Source organism: Cytobacillus sp. FSL K6-0265 (assembly GCF_038003465.1).
Classification (GTDB): domain Bacteria; phylum Bacillota; class Bacilli; order Bacillales; family Cytobacillaceae; genus Cytobacillus; species Cytobacillus stercorigallinarum.
This window is the reverse complement of the sequence record NZ_JBBOPE010000001.1, coordinates 1,110,289-1,125,436: the sequence shown is the minus strand read 5'-3', so window position 1 is coordinate 1,125,436 and position 15,148 is coordinate 1,110,289. Positions and strand designations below refer to the sequence as shown.

General features: G+C 36.3%; 18 protein-coding genes and 1 riboswitch. Of the genes, 2 read left to right on the top strand and 16 right to left on the bottom strand.

Annotated elements, in window-relative coordinates:
• Window positions 1–27: 27 nt before the first annotated feature.
• The 11 genes from MHH73_RS05795 to MHH73_RS05745 all read right to left on the bottom strand — a co-directional run bounded on the left by MHH73_RS05795 (window position 28) and on the right by MHH73_RS05745 (window position 9,583).
• Window positions 28–1,236 carry an acyl-CoA dehydrogenase family protein gene (locus MHH73_RS05795; RefSeq protein ID WP_341065469.1) on the bottom strand — a complete coding sequence of 403 codons (1,209 nt, stop codon included), beginning with the start codon at window positions 1,234–1,236 and terminating at the stop codon, window positions 28–30.
• A 95-nt stretch (window positions 1,237–1,331) separates the two neighbouring features.
• Entirely contained in the window at window positions 1,332–1,997 is a 666-nt protein-coding gene (locus tag MHH73_RS05790; protein ID WP_191815711.1) for a methionine ABC transporter permease, read from the bottom strand.
• Window positions 1,987–3,000, bottom strand: coding sequence for a methionine ABC transporter ATP-binding protein (locus MHH73_RS05785; protein ID WP_191815709.1), 1,014 nt, complete (start codon window positions 2,998–3,000; stop codon window positions 1,987–1,989). Before MHH73_RS05785 ends, MHH73_RS05790 begins: the two co-directional genes overlap by 11 nt.
• Before the next feature lie 84 nt (window positions 3,001–3,084).
• Window positions 3,085–3,191, bottom strand: a riboswitch (SAM riboswitch).
• 151 nt (window positions 3,192–3,342) lie between these two features.
• Window positions 3,343–3,468 carry a hypothetical protein gene (locus tag MHH73_RS05780; RefSeq protein WP_263600758.1) on the bottom strand — a complete coding sequence of 42 codons (126 nt, stop codon included), beginning with the start codon at window positions 3,466–3,468 and terminating at the stop codon, window positions 3,343–3,345.
• Window positions 3,469–3,803: 335 nt separating this feature from the next.
• The gene (locus tag MHH73_RS05775; RefSeq protein WP_341065462.1) at window positions 3,804–4,670 is read right to left on the bottom strand and encodes a peptidylprolyl isomerase; all 867 of its coding nucleotides are present in this window, start codon (window positions 4,668–4,670) and stop codon (window positions 3,804–3,806) included.
• On the bottom strand, window positions 4,657–5,886 hold the full coding sequence (locus MHH73_RS05770; RefSeq protein ID WP_341065458.1) for a S1C family serine protease: 1,230 nt from the start codon (window positions 5,884–5,886) through the stop codon (window positions 4,657–4,659). The genes MHH73_RS05775 and MHH73_RS05770 overlap by 14 nt, the downstream gene beginning before the upstream one ends.
• A gap of 117 nt (window positions 5,887–6,003) precedes the next feature.
• Entirely contained in the window at window positions 6,004–6,297 is a 294-nt protein-coding gene (locus tag MHH73_RS05765) for a spore coat protein (protein ID WP_191815703.1), read from the bottom strand.
• Between the two features lie 20 nt (window positions 6,298–6,317).
• Window positions 6,318–6,521: a hypothetical protein gene (locus MHH73_RS05760; protein WP_191815701.1), complete on the bottom strand. Its 204-nt coding sequence runs from the start codon at window positions 6,519–6,521 to the stop codon at window positions 6,318–6,320.
• Window positions 6,522–6,887: 366 nt separating this feature from the next.
• Complete coding sequence (locus MHH73_RS05755) at window positions 6,888–7,328, bottom strand: class I SAM-dependent methyltransferase (RefSeq protein WP_341065454.1); 441 nt, start codon at window positions 7,326–7,328, stop codon at window positions 6,888–6,890.
• 130 nt (window positions 7,329–7,458) lie between these two features.
• On the bottom strand, window positions 7,459–8,919 hold the full coding sequence (locus MHH73_RS05750) for a HAMP domain-containing sensor histidine kinase (RefSeq protein WP_341065453.1): 1,461 nt from the start codon (window positions 8,917–8,919) through the stop codon (window positions 7,459–7,461).
• Window positions 8,900–9,583, bottom strand: a complete 684-nt coding sequence (locus MHH73_RS05745; protein WP_341069687.1) for a response regulator transcription factor — start codon at window positions 9,581–9,583, stop codon at window positions 8,900–8,902. Before MHH73_RS05745 ends, MHH73_RS05750 begins: the two co-directional genes overlap by 20 nt.
• Before the next feature lie 161 nt (window positions 9,584–9,744).
• Between MHH73_RS05745 and MHH73_RS05740 the strand changes: the two genes are divergently transcribed.
• A complete protein-coding gene (locus MHH73_RS05740; RefSeq protein WP_191815695.1) occupies window positions 9,745–10,677 on the top strand; it encodes an aldo/keto reductase in 933 nt (310 codons plus the stop codon).
• 147 nt (window positions 10,678–10,824) lie between these two features.
• Here the strand turns inward: MHH73_RS05740 and MHH73_RS05735 are convergent, their stop codons facing one another.
• From MHH73_RS05735 to MHH73_RS05720, 4 genes are all read right to left on the bottom strand, one after another.
• The gene (locus MHH73_RS05735; protein ID WP_225230677.1) at window positions 10,825–11,211 is read right to left on the bottom strand and encodes a hypothetical protein; all 387 of its coding nucleotides are present in this window, start codon (window positions 11,209–11,211) and stop codon (window positions 10,825–10,827) included.
• Window positions 11,212–11,337: 126 nt separating this feature from the next.
• The gene (locus MHH73_RS05730; RefSeq protein WP_191815692.1) at window positions 11,338–11,523 is read right to left on the bottom strand and encodes a hypothetical protein; all 186 of its coding nucleotides are present in this window, start codon (window positions 11,521–11,523) and stop codon (window positions 11,338–11,340) included.
• A gap of 44 nt (window positions 11,524–11,567) precedes the next feature.
• Complete coding sequence (locus MHH73_RS05725; RefSeq protein ID WP_191815690.1) at window positions 11,568–12,734, bottom strand: TraB/GumN family protein; 1,167 nt, start codon at window positions 12,732–12,734, stop codon at window positions 11,568–11,570.
• A 335-nt stretch (window positions 12,735–13,069) separates the two neighbouring features.
• Complete coding sequence (locus MHH73_RS05720) at window positions 13,070–14,047, bottom strand: ring-cleaving dioxygenase (RefSeq protein ID WP_191815688.1); 978 nt, start codon at window positions 14,045–14,047, stop codon at window positions 13,070–13,072.
• A gap of 296 nt (window positions 14,048–14,343) precedes the next feature.
• Between MHH73_RS05720 and MHH73_RS05715 the strand changes: the two genes are divergently transcribed.
• Window positions 14,344–14,634, top strand: coding sequence for an AbrB/MazE/SpoVT family DNA-binding domain-containing protein (locus MHH73_RS05715; RefSeq protein ID WP_191815686.1), 291 nt, complete (start codon window positions 14,344–14,346; stop codon window positions 14,632–14,634).
• 49 nt (window positions 14,635–14,683) lie between these two features.
• Here the strand turns inward: MHH73_RS05715 and MHH73_RS05710 are convergent, their stop codons facing one another.
• Entirely contained in the window at window positions 14,684–15,139 is a 456-nt protein-coding gene (locus tag MHH73_RS05710; RefSeq protein WP_341065447.1) for an NUDIX hydrolase, read from the bottom strand.
• Window positions 15,140–15,148 lie beyond the last annotated feature (9 nt).

Below are 15,148 nucleotides of genomic sequence, written 5' to 3'. Positions count from 1 at the left end.
AAGAGGGGCATGTTTTAGTGATTATTTTTATCTTTTAAATGATAATGCTTTTTTCGCTAAATTGGTTATAACTACATCATCCATAGGAGGATTGTGCAGCCCAGCTCGCACATCACGGAAATAACGTTGCAGAGGATTTTTTTGTTGCAAGCTTTGTGCACCAACTATTCTCATTGCCCAATCGACCACTTTATTGGCACTGTTAGAGACAAGATGTTTGATTGCTCCAAGTTCAGCTCCTAATTCTCCTCGTTTATTCGGTTCATTATCCCAGCGATCGGCTATAGAATAGAGAGCTGTACGCGCTTTTAGTAGCTCGAGTTCCATTTCTCCAATTTTACGTTGCACTTCTGGTACTTCACTAATTGGACCTGGTAGACTATTAGGTTGATATTCAGAAGCGAAAATAATAGCATAGTTCCGAGCAGCAATAGCAACGCCAATAAAACAGGCAGCTGAATGTAGTAACCACGCATTAGGTATCGCATAAAAATTAGCATCTTCTATTTCTACTAATGCCTCTTCTTCTACAATTACATTCTCTAATACGAGATCATCACTGCGTGTACCTCGCATCCCTAACATACTCCAAGTTGGTTCCACTATCAAACCAGGATTCTCATGTGGTACAAGGAATATGCCAATTTCGCCCGAATCGTCAATCGTTGCTGTAATAAGAGAAAAATCTAATCCAGGTGCCATCGAAGCAAAAGACTTTCTTCCATTTAAAATCCATTGCGTTCCTTTTTTTACCGCAGTCGTCGCTGGTCGTCCACCACGGGTTGGACTGCCGGTTGCTGTCTCTGTTGCACAGCGGTTAATCAATTTCTTATCTTTAATAACCGTTTCGCATAACTTGGCAAACTGTTCTTCCTTCCATTTCCGTTTTACCCTTAAATCATAGATAACACCTAAGTGCCAACCAATACATAATGCCGTAGACGCATCACCTTGAGCAATCCTTTCTTGTATTAATAAATATTCATATAAGGAAATCTCTTTACCACCATACTCTTTCGGAATCGTCAGACTTAAATAATTTGATTGTTTCAATTCTTCAAAATTATTGAAGGGGAATTCTGCATTTTCATCAATCTTTTGCGCCCTCTTACTAAATCCTTCTGCTAATATCGCAGCTTTATGAAATAATTCTTCTTGTTGAGCCGTCTTAATAAATGGTCGAGCGAGTTGTTCAGCTAAATACGCTTCTTTAGATGAAGCTGTTATTGTGCTCATAGAATCAGTCCTCTCTATCTTTAGATAAGATTTATAGGATAAATAAATATAGTAAAGGCTCCATCCTCCTTTACTATATTTATTGTTACAATTTATTATCTCTTATCTACATATTTAGTTAATTTATCGCCACCAATTTGAATGATTTGCACCAATACAACGAGAACAACTACTGTGGTGATCATAATGACATTATCATAGCGATAGTAACCGAAACGTATCGCTAAATCACCAATACCACCGCCGCCAATAATACCTGCCATTGCGGAATAACCAATTAAACTAATAGTCGTAATCGTTAATCCTTGAACAATTCCAGGTTTCGCTTCTGGGACAAGGATTTCTTTAATAATCATCCAAGGGGAAGCGCCTACTGCTACTGCGGATTCAATGACCCCTTTATCTATTTCTCTTAAAGATGTTTCTACCAATCTTGCAAAAAAGGGAATCGCTGCCACGGATAATGAGACAGAAGCAGCTGTAGGACCAATCGTTGAACCTGCAATTAATTTTGTTAACGGCAATAGAGCTACTAACAAAATAATATAAGGAATCGAGCGGATCAAATTGACAATCCAACCAGTAACCGCATTTACAAATCTATTTTTTAAGAACAATCCTTCGTCGGTAACGAATAATAAGATCCCTAGTGGAAGACCTAGTATAAGTGCCGCAACTAAAGAGATGGCGACCATATAAATTGTTTGTAATACAGCTGTATTTAGTTCAGGAAGTAACGCCTGAATGGACTCAAGCAACATGTTCAACTACCTCCATATTCTGTGTTCTATCTTGAATATATTGTATAGCTCTTTCTATTTCAGGTATTTCGCCAGTCAACTCCATAATAAAAATACCTAGTGGCACTTCTTGAATATATTCAATCTTGCCGTGAAGAATATTCCCTTTTACTTTGAATGTTTGGAACAGTTCAGAAACAACAGATTCTTCTGCTATTGCACCTTTAAACTGAATCTTGATGATCGTCCCCTTCCTGTTTTCAATCAATTGCTGTGGTAAGTCAAATTGAAGAACACTTTGAATAAAGTCTCTTGTAAGTGGTTCAACTGGGTTCGCAAATATATCATACACCGGTCCTTCTTCTATGACCTTTCCATCTTGCATAACAGCTAATCTATGGCAAATCTCTTTGACTACTTCCATCTCATGAGTGATAAGTACGATGGTTAAGCCTAGTTTCTTATTAATCGATTTTAATAGGTTTAAGATCGACTTTGTTGTTTTTGGATCTAAGGCTGAAGTGGCTTCATCGCAAAGTAAAACCTTTGGATCATTAGCAAGTGCTCTGGCAATTCCTACCCTTTGCTTTTGACCACCACTTAATTGTGCGGGATACTGATGAATTTTATCTGCTAAACCGACTAATTCTAATAGTTCTTTCACCCTCTTATCTATTTCTTTCGGGCTTTTCCCTGCCGCTTTTAAAGCAAAGGCAATATTCTCATATACCGTCTTCGAACTTGCTAAATAAAAATGTTGAAAAATCATACCTATCTTCTGCCTTGCTTTTCGTAATTCTTTACTTGTTAAGGCCGTTAAATCAACGCCATCAATTTTCACTTCACCAGATGTTGGTCTCTCCAATAAATTAAGACAACGTAATAAAGAGCTTTTCCCAGCTCCACTATAACCAATAATCCCGTATATTTCCCCTTCTTTAATGGAAAGAGATACATTGTCAACGCCTATTACTTGCTTTTTTTTGCTTTTATAAATTTTCACTAAATGATTGACTTCAATCATTTACCTCACCCTCCCTCAGGTCCTCTACAACATAAAATGAGCCTCTTTCACTTTGAAAGAGGCTCAACAAATGATTGTTATTAAACCTTATCTTTCAGAATGAAATCATTCTGCAGGATTTAGCACCTTCCCTTTAAAAGGAGGTTGCCGGACATCTTCGGGCCTGGTCCCTCAGTCTCTCTCGATAAGAATCATATTCAATTTATTGTATTGCTTTGATAAAGGAAATTTTATCGGGTATTGATTTAATTGTCAATAGTATTTTGATTATTAATACATTTACTTATTTTCCTCTTCGTTTAAACAGAAAGATAAATAAAGTTGTTCCTAATAAAACAATGTTTAGGTCCACATACAAGATGATGGCTGACGTTGAGAATTTCTCTTTACTAGGTTACGTCCCTCACCACCAAGCATATCTGCAAACCCTTGCAGTGGTTCAAAATCTCCATTTAGGCATGTCAACATCTGTGTTCCTTCATTGCCATTTAGCAGTTGGAACCCTTCTCTCCTAGGAAACATGTGATTAGCTTCAGAAGTTTCACTAAAAAGCTTTGAGCAAGTATCGATTCTGACTTAGTCTCAGCAAATGCTGGTAAACTATCATCACCCTGTATCCATTGTAGATATTCTTCTGTTGTAGGATTTTGTTCTACATAAGGAAATATCCAGGCACTTGTTTGCGTTGTTTCGTTATATATTCATTAGCAATCTCTCATTTGCATGAGGATCGGCATGCATAAAGTAACTTATTGAGATTTCATGTTACATTCTTTCAATCTTTTCAATATCGATCACATCCTTTAAATATACGTTTTAATCTCATATTCTTCGTACTTCTCATTTAGCCATTCCGTATATTCAGTTGAAAGCTTAGACTCTATTAAAGTCTCTTTTATTTCTGCTTTCGCATCTTCGTAATTGGCTGCTTTCGATTCTTTATGATCTGTTACTTTAATAATGTGATAACCATATTCTGTTTTTACTGGATCACTCACTTCTTCCACTTTCATAGCAAAAGCCACTTTTTCAAAGGCTTCTACCATTTCACCTTCACCAAAATACCCCAATTTTCCACCATTATCTTTATTCGCCTCATCGGTTGAATAAGATGCTGCTAATTCAGCGAAATCGTCACCATCATCGAGTTTCTGTTTTACTTCTTTGGCAGTATCCTCATCTTCCACTAGGATATGACTAGCTTCTATCTCTTCTGCCTGGGCCAAACTGTCTTTATTCTCTTCAAAGTATGTTTCCATCTCATCATCAGTAATTTCAATTCTTGGTGTGATCAATTTCTTTGAACCTACATAGATTTCAATATTATGTTCTATAGAGTCATAGGATACCCCGTTTTCATCTATTACTTCTTTAAATGCCTCTTCTCCCCCATATTGCTCCATATAGGCATCCATTTCTTCAGCCACTTCTTCTTCAGTTACAGTTACCTTCTCTTTATCCATTTCCTGAAGAACAATTTGATCAGATATTAATGTATCTAGAACAGAATTGCCATATTGAGACATTAACGCTTCATTCAAATCATCTTTGCTTATGTTTTCTCCATTGACTGTCGCTGCTTTTGAATGGCTATTGTATAAAACAACAGCAATGACAACAGCTGCAACAAACATACAACCGGTGGCAATCAATAATTTATTCTGTTTCAACTTGCTTTTCCCCATTTCCTTGTAACGTTACTTCCACTGTTTTCTTTTCACCATCACGATAAAAACCTATTTCAACTTTATCGCCAATTGAAAGGTCTTTATAAAGAGATGCTCTTAAGTCATTAGCGTTTGTAATCGTTTGATCACCAATTGAAACTAAAATATCCTCAGCCTGCAATCCCGCCTTTTCTGCTGTGGAACCTTTCTCAACTTGGGTAATAATAGCACCTTCTTCTACATTTTTCGGTAACTGTTCTTGATAAAACTGCGGTACTTGATTTAAGTCCATCAAACCAACACCTAGATAAGGTCGAATGATTTTACCATCCTCCATTAACTGATCAATGATACTCTCGACATCATTACTTGGAATGGCAAAGCCTAACCCTTCTACGCCACTATTAGCTATCTTCAAACTATTAATACCAACCAAATTTCCTTTTGAGTCAATAAGTGCTCCACCACTATTTCCAGGGTTTATTGCTGCATCTGTTTGAATGACATTTAAATCCCATTCTCCGGCTGAAGTAGAGACTGCAATTGACCGATCCACTGCACTTACAATGCCTTGAGTGACTGTTCTTGATAAATCTAATCCTAGTGGATTGCCTATCGCTAACACTTGATCGCCGGCACGAAGCTTGGAAGAATCAGTAAAAGAAAGAACTTCAGCGTCTACTTTTTCATTTATTTTTAACACAGCAATATCTGTTAATGAGTCTGTTCCAACAAGTTCAGCTTGAAGCTTTTCCCCATTATGAAGGGAAACTTGAATTTTAGCCGCTCCTTCAATGACGTGATTGTTTGTCACAATGTACGTTTCCTTGTCTGTTTGCTTGAAAATAACACCAGAGCCAGTACCACTTTCAACTTCTTCTCCACTTTGTGTGTTGCCTGTGGAGCGACTAAAAGGGTTCGCTTGTTGCTCTTGCATGTTGACAACACCTACTATTGCTTTAGAGGCTTTTTCTACTATATCTGCAATCGATCCATCACTCGTCGTTGAAACCGTTTCAGCATTAACTTTGGAAACATTCGTTTCTGCTTGCTCCTGTACAACCTCCGTATGCTGCTTTGTTTCATTTGGAAAATAATTAATCGCTCCTAAAGTTAGGACTGAGCCCATTACTCCACTTGCTACTGTCATTGTTACACTTTTAAACCAAGTATTTTTTCGCTTCGCTTGATTATCTTCAAAATGATTGAATTCATTCATTAAAAATCCCTTCTTTCATTTGAATTGCTTGCCTCTGTTTATAATTTAATCAGTGAATGTGTCAGGCATATGTCAAAAGAATTTTTTATGTAAAAACGAAATAAAAACCTCCGAATATTATTCGGAGGGAGATGGGTTTAAATTATTTCGCATGAAGTTTTGTACATTTTCGATTTCTTCTACTGTAGCGAGTTGCGTTTCATACCACCCCTTCTTTTCCATTAATTGATAGATTTCCTTTTGGGCTTCTGCACTTGTTTTTAAACATCCCTCATAAATATCTCTCAATTCATCATGAGTTGTTTCCATTAATGTGTGGCTAATAGCGGGAACTCTTCCTTTTGCTAATTCTAAACATAATTGCAGCATTTCTCGTTCCGTTAAACCACGACCATTGATGTTATTAGGCAATGAAACCACCTCCTATAAAATTAATGTAATCTCCTCGATCGGTTGAAATAGGTTGATAACTCAGCAATCCTTAACTGATGTTCCTCTGCTAGTTTTTCCAATGACATCCTTACTTCTTCATCCTCACAAAGAGAAGCACACCAGTTAAACGTCTTCGCTGTTATTTCCTCCGCCCGAATTTCATCTTCAATTGCCGACAATTCTTTCGTCGTTAACTGATACATTTCGCCACCTCCCATACTCCTTTTTTTTAGTATGAAACATAATTGTATGTTTATTCCATTAGGCTGTTATTTCTTTTATCCCCACTGTTCCAACTAGTGCACCAATTTATTAGCGGTTAGGAAAAAGAACAGTTTTTTGAAGATTAAAGTCGTGTGACTTTATTGAAATTCGACGGGAGTGATGAATTGCAGATTGCTTTTCTTCTGAGTGATGGGCAAATCATTTTTTCTCAGGTTTCGTCTACTTCTCACTCCATTGACGTAAAGCTTCATTTACAACTCATAACAAAAAACGCACTACTATGAGATAAAATCACGGTTTGCGGGTTAAATGTGAATAGCTTTCTTATATAGTAGGAGTCATGTCTAAATCGTTGCTACAATAAAATCTTCACCACTTTGTAGCATCAATTGATCTTTGCGCTCGCGAAAATACATCTCTTTTAAATCTATCGTTGAAACAACAACAGCAGGCTTCGCATCATCAAAACCATTCTTCTTTAATTGATCTAACCACCCTTGATTCTCTTCAAAATCTACGGGTACAAATTTTAAATAATCGGGGATAAAGTACCCTGTTTCCTCCAGTCTTTTTTTCTTCCATAACTGTGTATCAACTTGATCCATCTCATAAATGGTCATTTGCGGGAATACTTCTTGGTGTCTTTGGGCGAAAGTATCAAGCCCTGCACCAAGTATCACATATTGATCTATCCCTTTTTCAAATTGTTCAACAACTAAGTCATCAACAAAACGAGCGCGCGCAACAATTGATGCTCTAATAGCACTTGTGTTTGCTACATCCATATCCGGACGTTTCTGCCAAGCATTGTTTGGAGAAATCAGTTTTTAACCGATATTATCATGAAATATATTAGGTTTTTCATCGACAATTAAATGTAAGCCTCGCCATAAAGACACTCTTACAGCTGTATGATCAGGCTCTTTCACTTTGGTTCATTCTTTCTAGACTGCCCTTTTGATAAGGTAATTCAATCATAAATTCAGTACCCTGCGGGGATGTCTTAACTAAAATTAAATCACCATTCATTGATTGTGCCATCAATTTACTAAATGGCAAGCCAAGACCTAATCCTCTGACACGAAGCTTCTTTTCTTGACCACGAAAGAAACGCTCGAAAATGTAAGGTACTTCTTCGTCCGGTATACCCTTTCCACTATCAGTTACTTTTATATAAATATTCTTCGGTTCCTCTTCTATTTTAATTTCAATTTTTCCTCTTCCATCCATTGCTTGAAAGGCATTATTAAGTAAATTAATGAGAATTTGTTGTAATCTTATCTGATCAATTTGCACAAATAAAGGCGTGCTCGCTTGGTGTACAATAAGTTGAAAATCCTGGCTTCCTTCATGCGTAATTTCCCATTGGTAGACTGATTCCTTAATTAATTGATTGATTTCATATTCTTGTAGTTGAACTGGCATCACATTCGTCGCATATGTGTTAAAGGCTAATAAATCCTCCACCATTTTCTTCATTTTTTCAGTTTCTAATATGGACAGTTTGATAAACTCTTTTGCCTCTTCACCTTCAACAACTCCTTCATGAACAGCCTGCAACAATCCATCAATTGACGTAACCGGCGTTTTTAATTCATGAGTCACACCTGCTAACAGCTCAGTACGTAGTGTTTCTAATTTCTCTAACCGATTGGACATTTCTTTAAAAGAATGAACAAGCTCATATAATTCCTGTTCTTGGTATGAATCCTTTAAATCAACTTGATAATTTCCCGCTTGAATTTCCCTAGCTGCATCTGCTACTTCTTGAATAGGTTTAGACAATCTTTTCGATAAGAAGTAAATCGCTGCCCAGCCAATTAATGCTAAACCAATAATCATAATGGCTAATAATCGATATTCCTGGTTTACTTCTGCTAAATTTGCTTTTGATTCTAGCATCACTACCCAGCCTACAGTCGTATCTTGATATGTAATCGGTACTTTTACAACATAAAAAGCCTCGTTCGTTGCATCATGATTTAATTCTTGAACTGTCTTATCCTCATTCAAAAGAACTTCGGAGAATTGTAACATTCGATCTTGTGATCGATTTGTTGTTAACGTATTTCCATACGTATCAACAATTGAAATAAGGGGATCACTTTCCAAATCTATAAAACGGCCTCTATCATTTAAATACCCTGGGACATCTCCTTTGGGAATTGGCTGTCCTTCACTCATTTCCACAAATCGGTCAGCAATTTCTTCCGCCATTAACTCCATAATATTGAGTCGGTTTTCAACAGTCGTATGCCTAATCCATAAGACAGAAAAAAAAGCGATAATCGCAAGCCCAATACAAAGTGCCAGTAAATAGCGAGTCGTCCAATAACGAAGTAGAGAATCTCTAGGTTTACTTTGTTGATGAGACACTTAATTGATACCCCAATCCACGTAAAGTCTTGATTTCGCCTTCTTCAGTAGACCATGAATGCAAAGCTTTTCTAATTCGTTTAATCGCTAAGTCGACCGCTCGATCACTTCCCTCATATTCCCAACCCCAAACATGTTCAATTAATTGTGCCCTAGTAAATGTTTGATTCGGATGCTCTGCTAAAAAAATGAGCAGAGCAAGGTCTCTAGGCGTTAATTCAATGACAACATTATTTAATGTAATTTTATGAGACTTAATATCAATCATCAAACCACCGTACTTCTTGATTTTTTCTTCACTTTTACCCGTCCTTCTTAAGACCGCTTGCACTCTAGCTACCACTTCTTCCGCATTAAATGGTTTAGCAATATAATCATCTGCTCCTTCATTTAATCCATTTAAGCGATATTGGACATCTCCTAAAGCGGTTAACATAATCACAGGCGTACTCCATTGCGCTCTGATTTCTTTTAAAATTGACCATCCATCACGATCAGGCAACATCACATCCAATAGAACGAGTGATGGATGATAGTCATTTAATTTTTGGATTGCTTCTGCTCCATTAAATGCTTGGGCAGTTTGAAAGTTTGCCTTTTGTAAATAAACTTTTAACACTTGGCTAATTGGTAATTCATCTTCCACTATTAAAACCGTTCTCATTTCACTCACCCTACTCTCCTCATGTATGTTTTACTATTCATTATCGTTCTGTTTCATGTCAAGTAAATGTCAACTTAAAAGAATGAATGCAAATCGAATTTCTTTGTTATCTTAACATTATTTGGTATGATCAGATTAACTTAAAAGAAGGAGTGAAGTAAATGAAGACGAAACAAGAATTAGGTAAATCTGGACTTTTTGTTAATCCTATTGGTCTTGGAACAAATGCAGTTGGTGGGCATAATTTATACTCCAACCTTGATGAAGCACAAGGAAAAGAACTAGTTCATGAAGCCTTAAATAATGGTGTAAACCTTTTAGACACAGCCTTTATTTACGGGCCTGAACGGTCAGAGGAACTCATTGGGGAAGTTTTACAAGAAAGAGGCAAACGCGAAGAAGCAGTGATTGCGACAAAGGGCGCACATAGATTCGTTAAAGAAGATATTGTGATGGATAATAGTCCTGCTTTCTTAAAACAATCTGTAGACGATAGCTTACGTAGACTACAAACCGACTATATTGATCTTTATTACATCCATTTCCCAGATGAATCAACACCAAAAGATGAAGCAGTTGGAGCGTTGAAAGAACTGAAAGACGCGGGAAAAATAAGAGCTATTGGCGTATCTAATTTCTCTATTGAACAATTAAAAGAAGCAAATAAAGATGGTTATGTAGATGTATACCAAGGGGAATACAATTTATTGCAGAGAAACGCTGAGTCAGACCTACTTCCTTATACAAAAGAAAACAATATTTCATTCATACCCTATTTTCCGCTAGCATCTGGCTTATTAGCAGGGAAATACGATAAAAATACTACATTCAGTGACTTACGTGCGGACTCCCCACATTTTCAAAAAGAGGTTTTTGAAGAAAACTTAGCAAAAGTTGATCAATTAAGAGGTATTGCCCAAGCGAAAAATGTGGACGTCGCCCATATTGTTTTAGCCTGGTATTTAACAAAAGACAGCATCGACGCCATTATCCCGGGTGCTAAAAGAGCAGAGCAAGTGTTGAATAATTTAAAAACATTAGAAGTGCAACTATCCGGAGAAGAAATAGAGCAAATTTCTACAATCTTCAAATAATGATATAAACTAATGCTCCCCTATCAGTATCCAGATTTTTTTTAAACCTGTCTAGCTATGGGGGAGCATATCAAATTCGAAAAACTGGATTTGTTCGTGTGAAATTCATACTTTAAACTTCGCTAAAGTCCCATCTAATTTTTCTCTTCATTCATTTGCTTTAACGACAATCACCTTCGTATATTGTGTTGTTTTACAGCCAGATAAATCTTTTTCATCAATAATCTCCAAATCTAATGCAGACTGAATTTTCTTTTCATCTGGTATTTTTTGAATCAGTTGATGTTGATTAATAGATTCTAATTTGTTTATCGTTTTCTCTCTATCGTACTGCTCTTTCACTCTAATTTGACGCTGTAATTTATATTGGGAGAGGATGAGTTCACCTTTTTCGTTTCTCCCTACTGATTGATCAAAGTATTCATTGAATACTTTTTTCATCGCACCTAACTCTTCATCAATTTGTTTTTTTAATCTGCTGAGCTCCGCATAGCGTACAAGTACTTCATTGGTAATCACCCTATTCGTATTCATGCTGTCCCCTCTTTCATTCGTGGTTATTTCATTGTATTGAACAACCTCAACTGATATGACAAAAAGAGAACATCACAGTGAAAACCCACATAAAAAAACGCCTTCTTAAGAAAAGGCGCTCTTCCATTACTTTTTATCTTTTTTATCAAGTATTAAAAGTAACCACATAATGGTGCCAGATAAAACACCTGCACCAGCTGAAATCAACGTTCGATCACGTAATACTAATTCTGCTGAATCTGATTCCAGCATATTAAACGCTATTATCGCAACTATAATTGCAACAATAATAATTGTTGGGAATTTCTTCAAACGTCATACTTCCTTTCGATGAACATAACTAACTCTAGTATAACTTATAAATGATCAATAAATAAACGAATGACATCTGCTCCGCCTATAAAAGTTCCTAATGACCCACCTAAGTTGGAAAGGACTATAATCAGCAATATTCTTGTCACCTTATTATGCCAAAAGCCTTTTAGTGTAAACACATCTTCTGATAAGTTTTCAAAATCACGTACATTGGGCCTTTTAAAATAAGCTTGGACAAAACCAGCGAACCAACCAACAGCGAGCAATGGGTGAAGAGAAGTAAAAGGTGCAGCAACAAAAGCTGTAACGATAGCAAGCGGATGACCAAATGCAAGCGCAGCACCAATTGCAGCTAAGGTACCCGTCCACAATGCCCAACTAATTGTCTGCTGCATTCCAGCAGTTGGATTAAGGAAGAAGGTTACAGCAATCACCGCTAAGATAAGAATAGGTATCATCCAGCCTATCACTTTTGGCGCTTTTGATTTTGGAGGTACTTCCGTTAATTTCTTAAGATCGTGCTTTTTTTCGATTTCCCGTTTGATACCTGGAACATGAGCTGCTCCTAATACAGCAACAATCTTTTCACCTGGCGCATTCTTTATTTTTTCCGCCAAATATTGATCACGTTCATCAATTAAAGGTACTTTTAATTGTGGGAATACCTCAGTAAAATCATTTAAAATGGAATCAATTGAATCTTGATTTTTCATTTTTTCTAACTCTTCTTCAGTAATCGTTTCATTGCTAAAAATACCGGCAAATACTTGTGAAAGTAACATTGCTTTTCCCTTGAAACCCAGCCCTCTCCAAATACGAGAAAACGTAATCTGGATATTTCTATCAGCTAACACAAGTTTCGCTCCGGTTTCTTTAGCCGATTCAATACCTTGAATCATCTCTTGACCTGCTTTAATTCCGAATTGTTTAGCCATACGATTTTGAAAAGAGGAGATAGCAAGGTTCATTAATAAAAGTGTTGCTTTCTTTTCTTTAATTACTTTAAAAATATCTGTATCTTTCCATTTATTTCCTTCTGTAATAGACTCATATCTACCTTTATCTAACTCAATACATACGGAGTCAGGCTGCTCTCTTTCGATCACTTCCTTTACTTGCTCCGCACTATTTTTTGATATATGTGCTGTACCAATAAGGATAAATTCTTTATCATACATATGTATTCTTGTGATATTTTCTTCTGACATGCAACGATCTTCCCCTTCATCTAACCTAGCCGTACTTTTTTATACATATAACCATACTAAACTAGAAAGTGCAAAATGAAAATTGATTTCTCTTATTTCTTTGGAAAATCCTTCTCCATATTACTCTCTTACTCCCCGCTGTTATAGAAATTGTATACTTACAACTTAGATCATACATATGAATAGTATCCCTATCATCTAAAAGGATAATCAACTAAAGAGGTGGATAATTGTTTTAAACAAAATGAATGTTAACGACGCCCCATCCTTTCTCATAAAAAAACGCGATCAAATTAGATCGCGTTTTGAATCCAAGATAAAACTCATAAGGTGCCTCATTCTTTTTTGAAATCAATGTTGCTTCGTACCGTATCGATGGGTCTGACTAGTCCTTCAATTTGTTCTCTTTTTGATTCAAAGAATGGTGGCAGTGATAACGATTCACCTAATGTCTCATATGGTTCATCTCCCATAAAACCTGGACCGTCTGTTGCAAGCTCAAATAGAATTTGCGGTGCAACTCTCGTATACAATGAGCCGAAGAAGAAACGGTCAATAAACCCTGATGATTGATAGCCAAATTGCGCCATTCTTTCAGTCCAGTGATCAATCGCTTCCCTATCTTCCACTCGAAAAGCAGCATGATGAACGGTACCGTAACCTTGTCGTGCCATCGGTAAAACGGTATTATACTCAACAATGACTTGTGCTCCATTACCACCTTCGCCAACTTCAAATAAGTACAAGTCACCTTCTTGTGCAATTTCTCTAAACTCTAATACATTCATCAGCATTTCTTTAAAATAATCAATATTAGATACACGTACAAACACTGGACCTAGGCCAGTAATCGCATACTCTAAAGGAATGGGACCTTTTTGCCACGGTGTTCCTGCTTCGACACCTTTATTATTTTCATCAGAAATAAGCTGATACTGCTGATCATCGAAGTCAACAAACGGCAAAACTCTTTTGCCAAATTGTTCTTGAATACCGCTATGGACAACATTTAAGCGATCAAACCTTTTTACCCAATAATCCAATGCCGCATCACTAGGTACGCGAAAAGATGTTTGATAAATTTCATTTGTACCATGAAGACCTTTTGGTATATTAGGGAAATCGAAGAAAGTCATATCTGTTCCAGGACTTCCCTTATCATCTGCGAAAAATAAATGATAGGTTTGAATATCATCTTGATTGACAGTCTTTTTGACTAATCTCATACCTAAAGTATAGGTGAAAAATTGATAATTCTTTTCTGCACTACTAGTAATCGCAGTTACATGATGAACGCCTTTTATACCAAACATAGAATCATTCCCTTCTCAAATTAATATTTCCATAATAAAATAGAAGTATTTATATATCTCGAATTAAAATATCTTTAACTTGAGATAAATTTATCACGTATTCGATTTTCTGTCAACTTATTCAGATTATTGCTCTAAACCCATTTTACAGAAAAAAACTTTTATGACAAAAACGATAAAAACAGTAATATAAATGTAACCAGTTTAATAAAGGATTTTCGCTAAAATTGTATAATATTTAACTATCTAAAAAAAAATGAAGTGGAATCCACAACCATTAATAGGAGGTCGTCATTTTGAAAAGCACAGGCATTGTTCGTAAAGTTGATGAATTAGGGAGAATAGTCATTCCAAAGGAACTAAGAAATACTTTAGAAATTTATGAGAAGGATCCACTTGAAATATTCGTTGAAAACGATCGAATTATATTACAAAAGTATAATGCCAGTAAAGCTTGTCAAATTACTGGTGAAATCGAAAATGATAACTTAATCCTTGCTGACGGAAAAATTGTACTTAGTAGAAAGGCAGCTGAGTCACTAATAACAGAAATTAGAAACAAACAATCACTGTTGCATTTTAAATAAGAGATTAAAAAACAAGGCTCTTCATGTACATAATAAGAGCCTTGTTTTTTTATGTCTGCTTTAATAATTGTTTAACTGGTTCTATATACTTTTGATAATTCTCGATTAATTCACTCGGCAGCTGTTCAATAGGAAAGAATTGTGCAGACAAGGTTTCCTCACTATTTGTCGTTATTTTCCCACTATAATCATTTGTCATATAAACCGCAGTGATGGCATAAAACTGATCGCCGTTTTTTGTACGTACAAAGAATTCCTTGCCTGAAAACAACTGAACAAACGAAAGGTTCTCGACAACAAGCCCTGTTTCCTCTCTTACTTCCCTTTTCGCTGTTTCTTCCATACTCTCACCTAAGTCCATTAATCCTCCCGGTAATCCCCAACGAGACTCCGGCCTTTGTTGTAGCAAAATCTCATTTTGCTTATTGATGATAATAACAACTGCCCCTGGTAATAGTAATGGCTCCTTACCTACATACTTTCTTATCTTTTTATAATATTCCATATCAAGTTT

Bases quoted from the DNA above. Each gene is read 5' to 3' on its own strand.
- MHH73_RS05760 (WP_191815701.1), bottom strand. From the start codon at position 6,521: ATGTATCAGTTAACGACGAAAGAATTGTCGGCAATTGAAGATGAAATT.
- MHH73_RS05720 (WP_191815688.1), bottom strand. From the start codon at position 14,047: ATGTTTGGTATAAAAGGCGTTCATCATGTAACTGCGATTACTAGTAGT.
- MHH73_RS05740 (WP_191815695.1), top strand. From the start codon at position 9,745: ATGAAGACGAAACAAGAATTAGGTAAATCTGGACTTTTTGTTAATCCT.
- MHH73_RS05770 (WP_341065458.1), bottom strand. From the start codon at position 5,886: ATGAATGAATTCAATCATTTTGAAGATAATCAAGCGAAGCGAAAAAAT.
- MHH73_RS05725 (WP_191815690.1), bottom strand. From the start codon at position 12,734: ATGTCAGAAGAAAATATCACAAGAATACATATGTATGATAAAGAATTT.
- MHH73_RS05795 (WP_341065469.1), bottom strand. From the start codon at position 1,236: ATGAGCACAATAACAGCTTCATCTAAAGAAGCGTATTTAGCTGAACAA.
- MHH73_RS05710 (WP_341065447.1), bottom strand. From the start codon at position 15,139: ATGGAATATTATAAAAAGATAAGAAAGTATGTAGGTAAGGAGCCATTA.
- MHH73_RS05735 (WP_225230677.1), bottom strand. From the start codon at position 11,211: ATGAATACGAATAGGGTGATTACCAATGAAGTACTTGTACGCTATGCG.
- MHH73_RS05745 (WP_341069687.1), bottom strand. From the start codon at position 9,583: ATGAGAACGGTTTTAATAGTGGAAGATGAATTACCAATTAGCCAAGTG.
- MHH73_RS05790 (WP_191815711.1), bottom strand. From the start codon at position 1,997: ATGTTGCTTGAGTCCATTCAGGCGTTACTTCCTGAACTAAATACAGCT.
- MHH73_RS05780 (WP_263600758.1), bottom strand. From the start codon at position 3,468: ATGTTGACATGCCTAAATGGAGATTTTGAACCACTGCAAGGGTTTGCA.
- MHH73_RS05785 (WP_191815709.1), bottom strand. From the start codon at position 3,000: ATGATTGAAGTCAATCATTTAGTGAAAATTTATAAAAGCAAAAAAAAG.
- MHH73_RS05755 (WP_341065454.1), bottom strand. From the start codon at position 7,328: ATGGATGTAGCAAACACAAGTGCTATTAGAGCATCAATTGTTGCGCGC.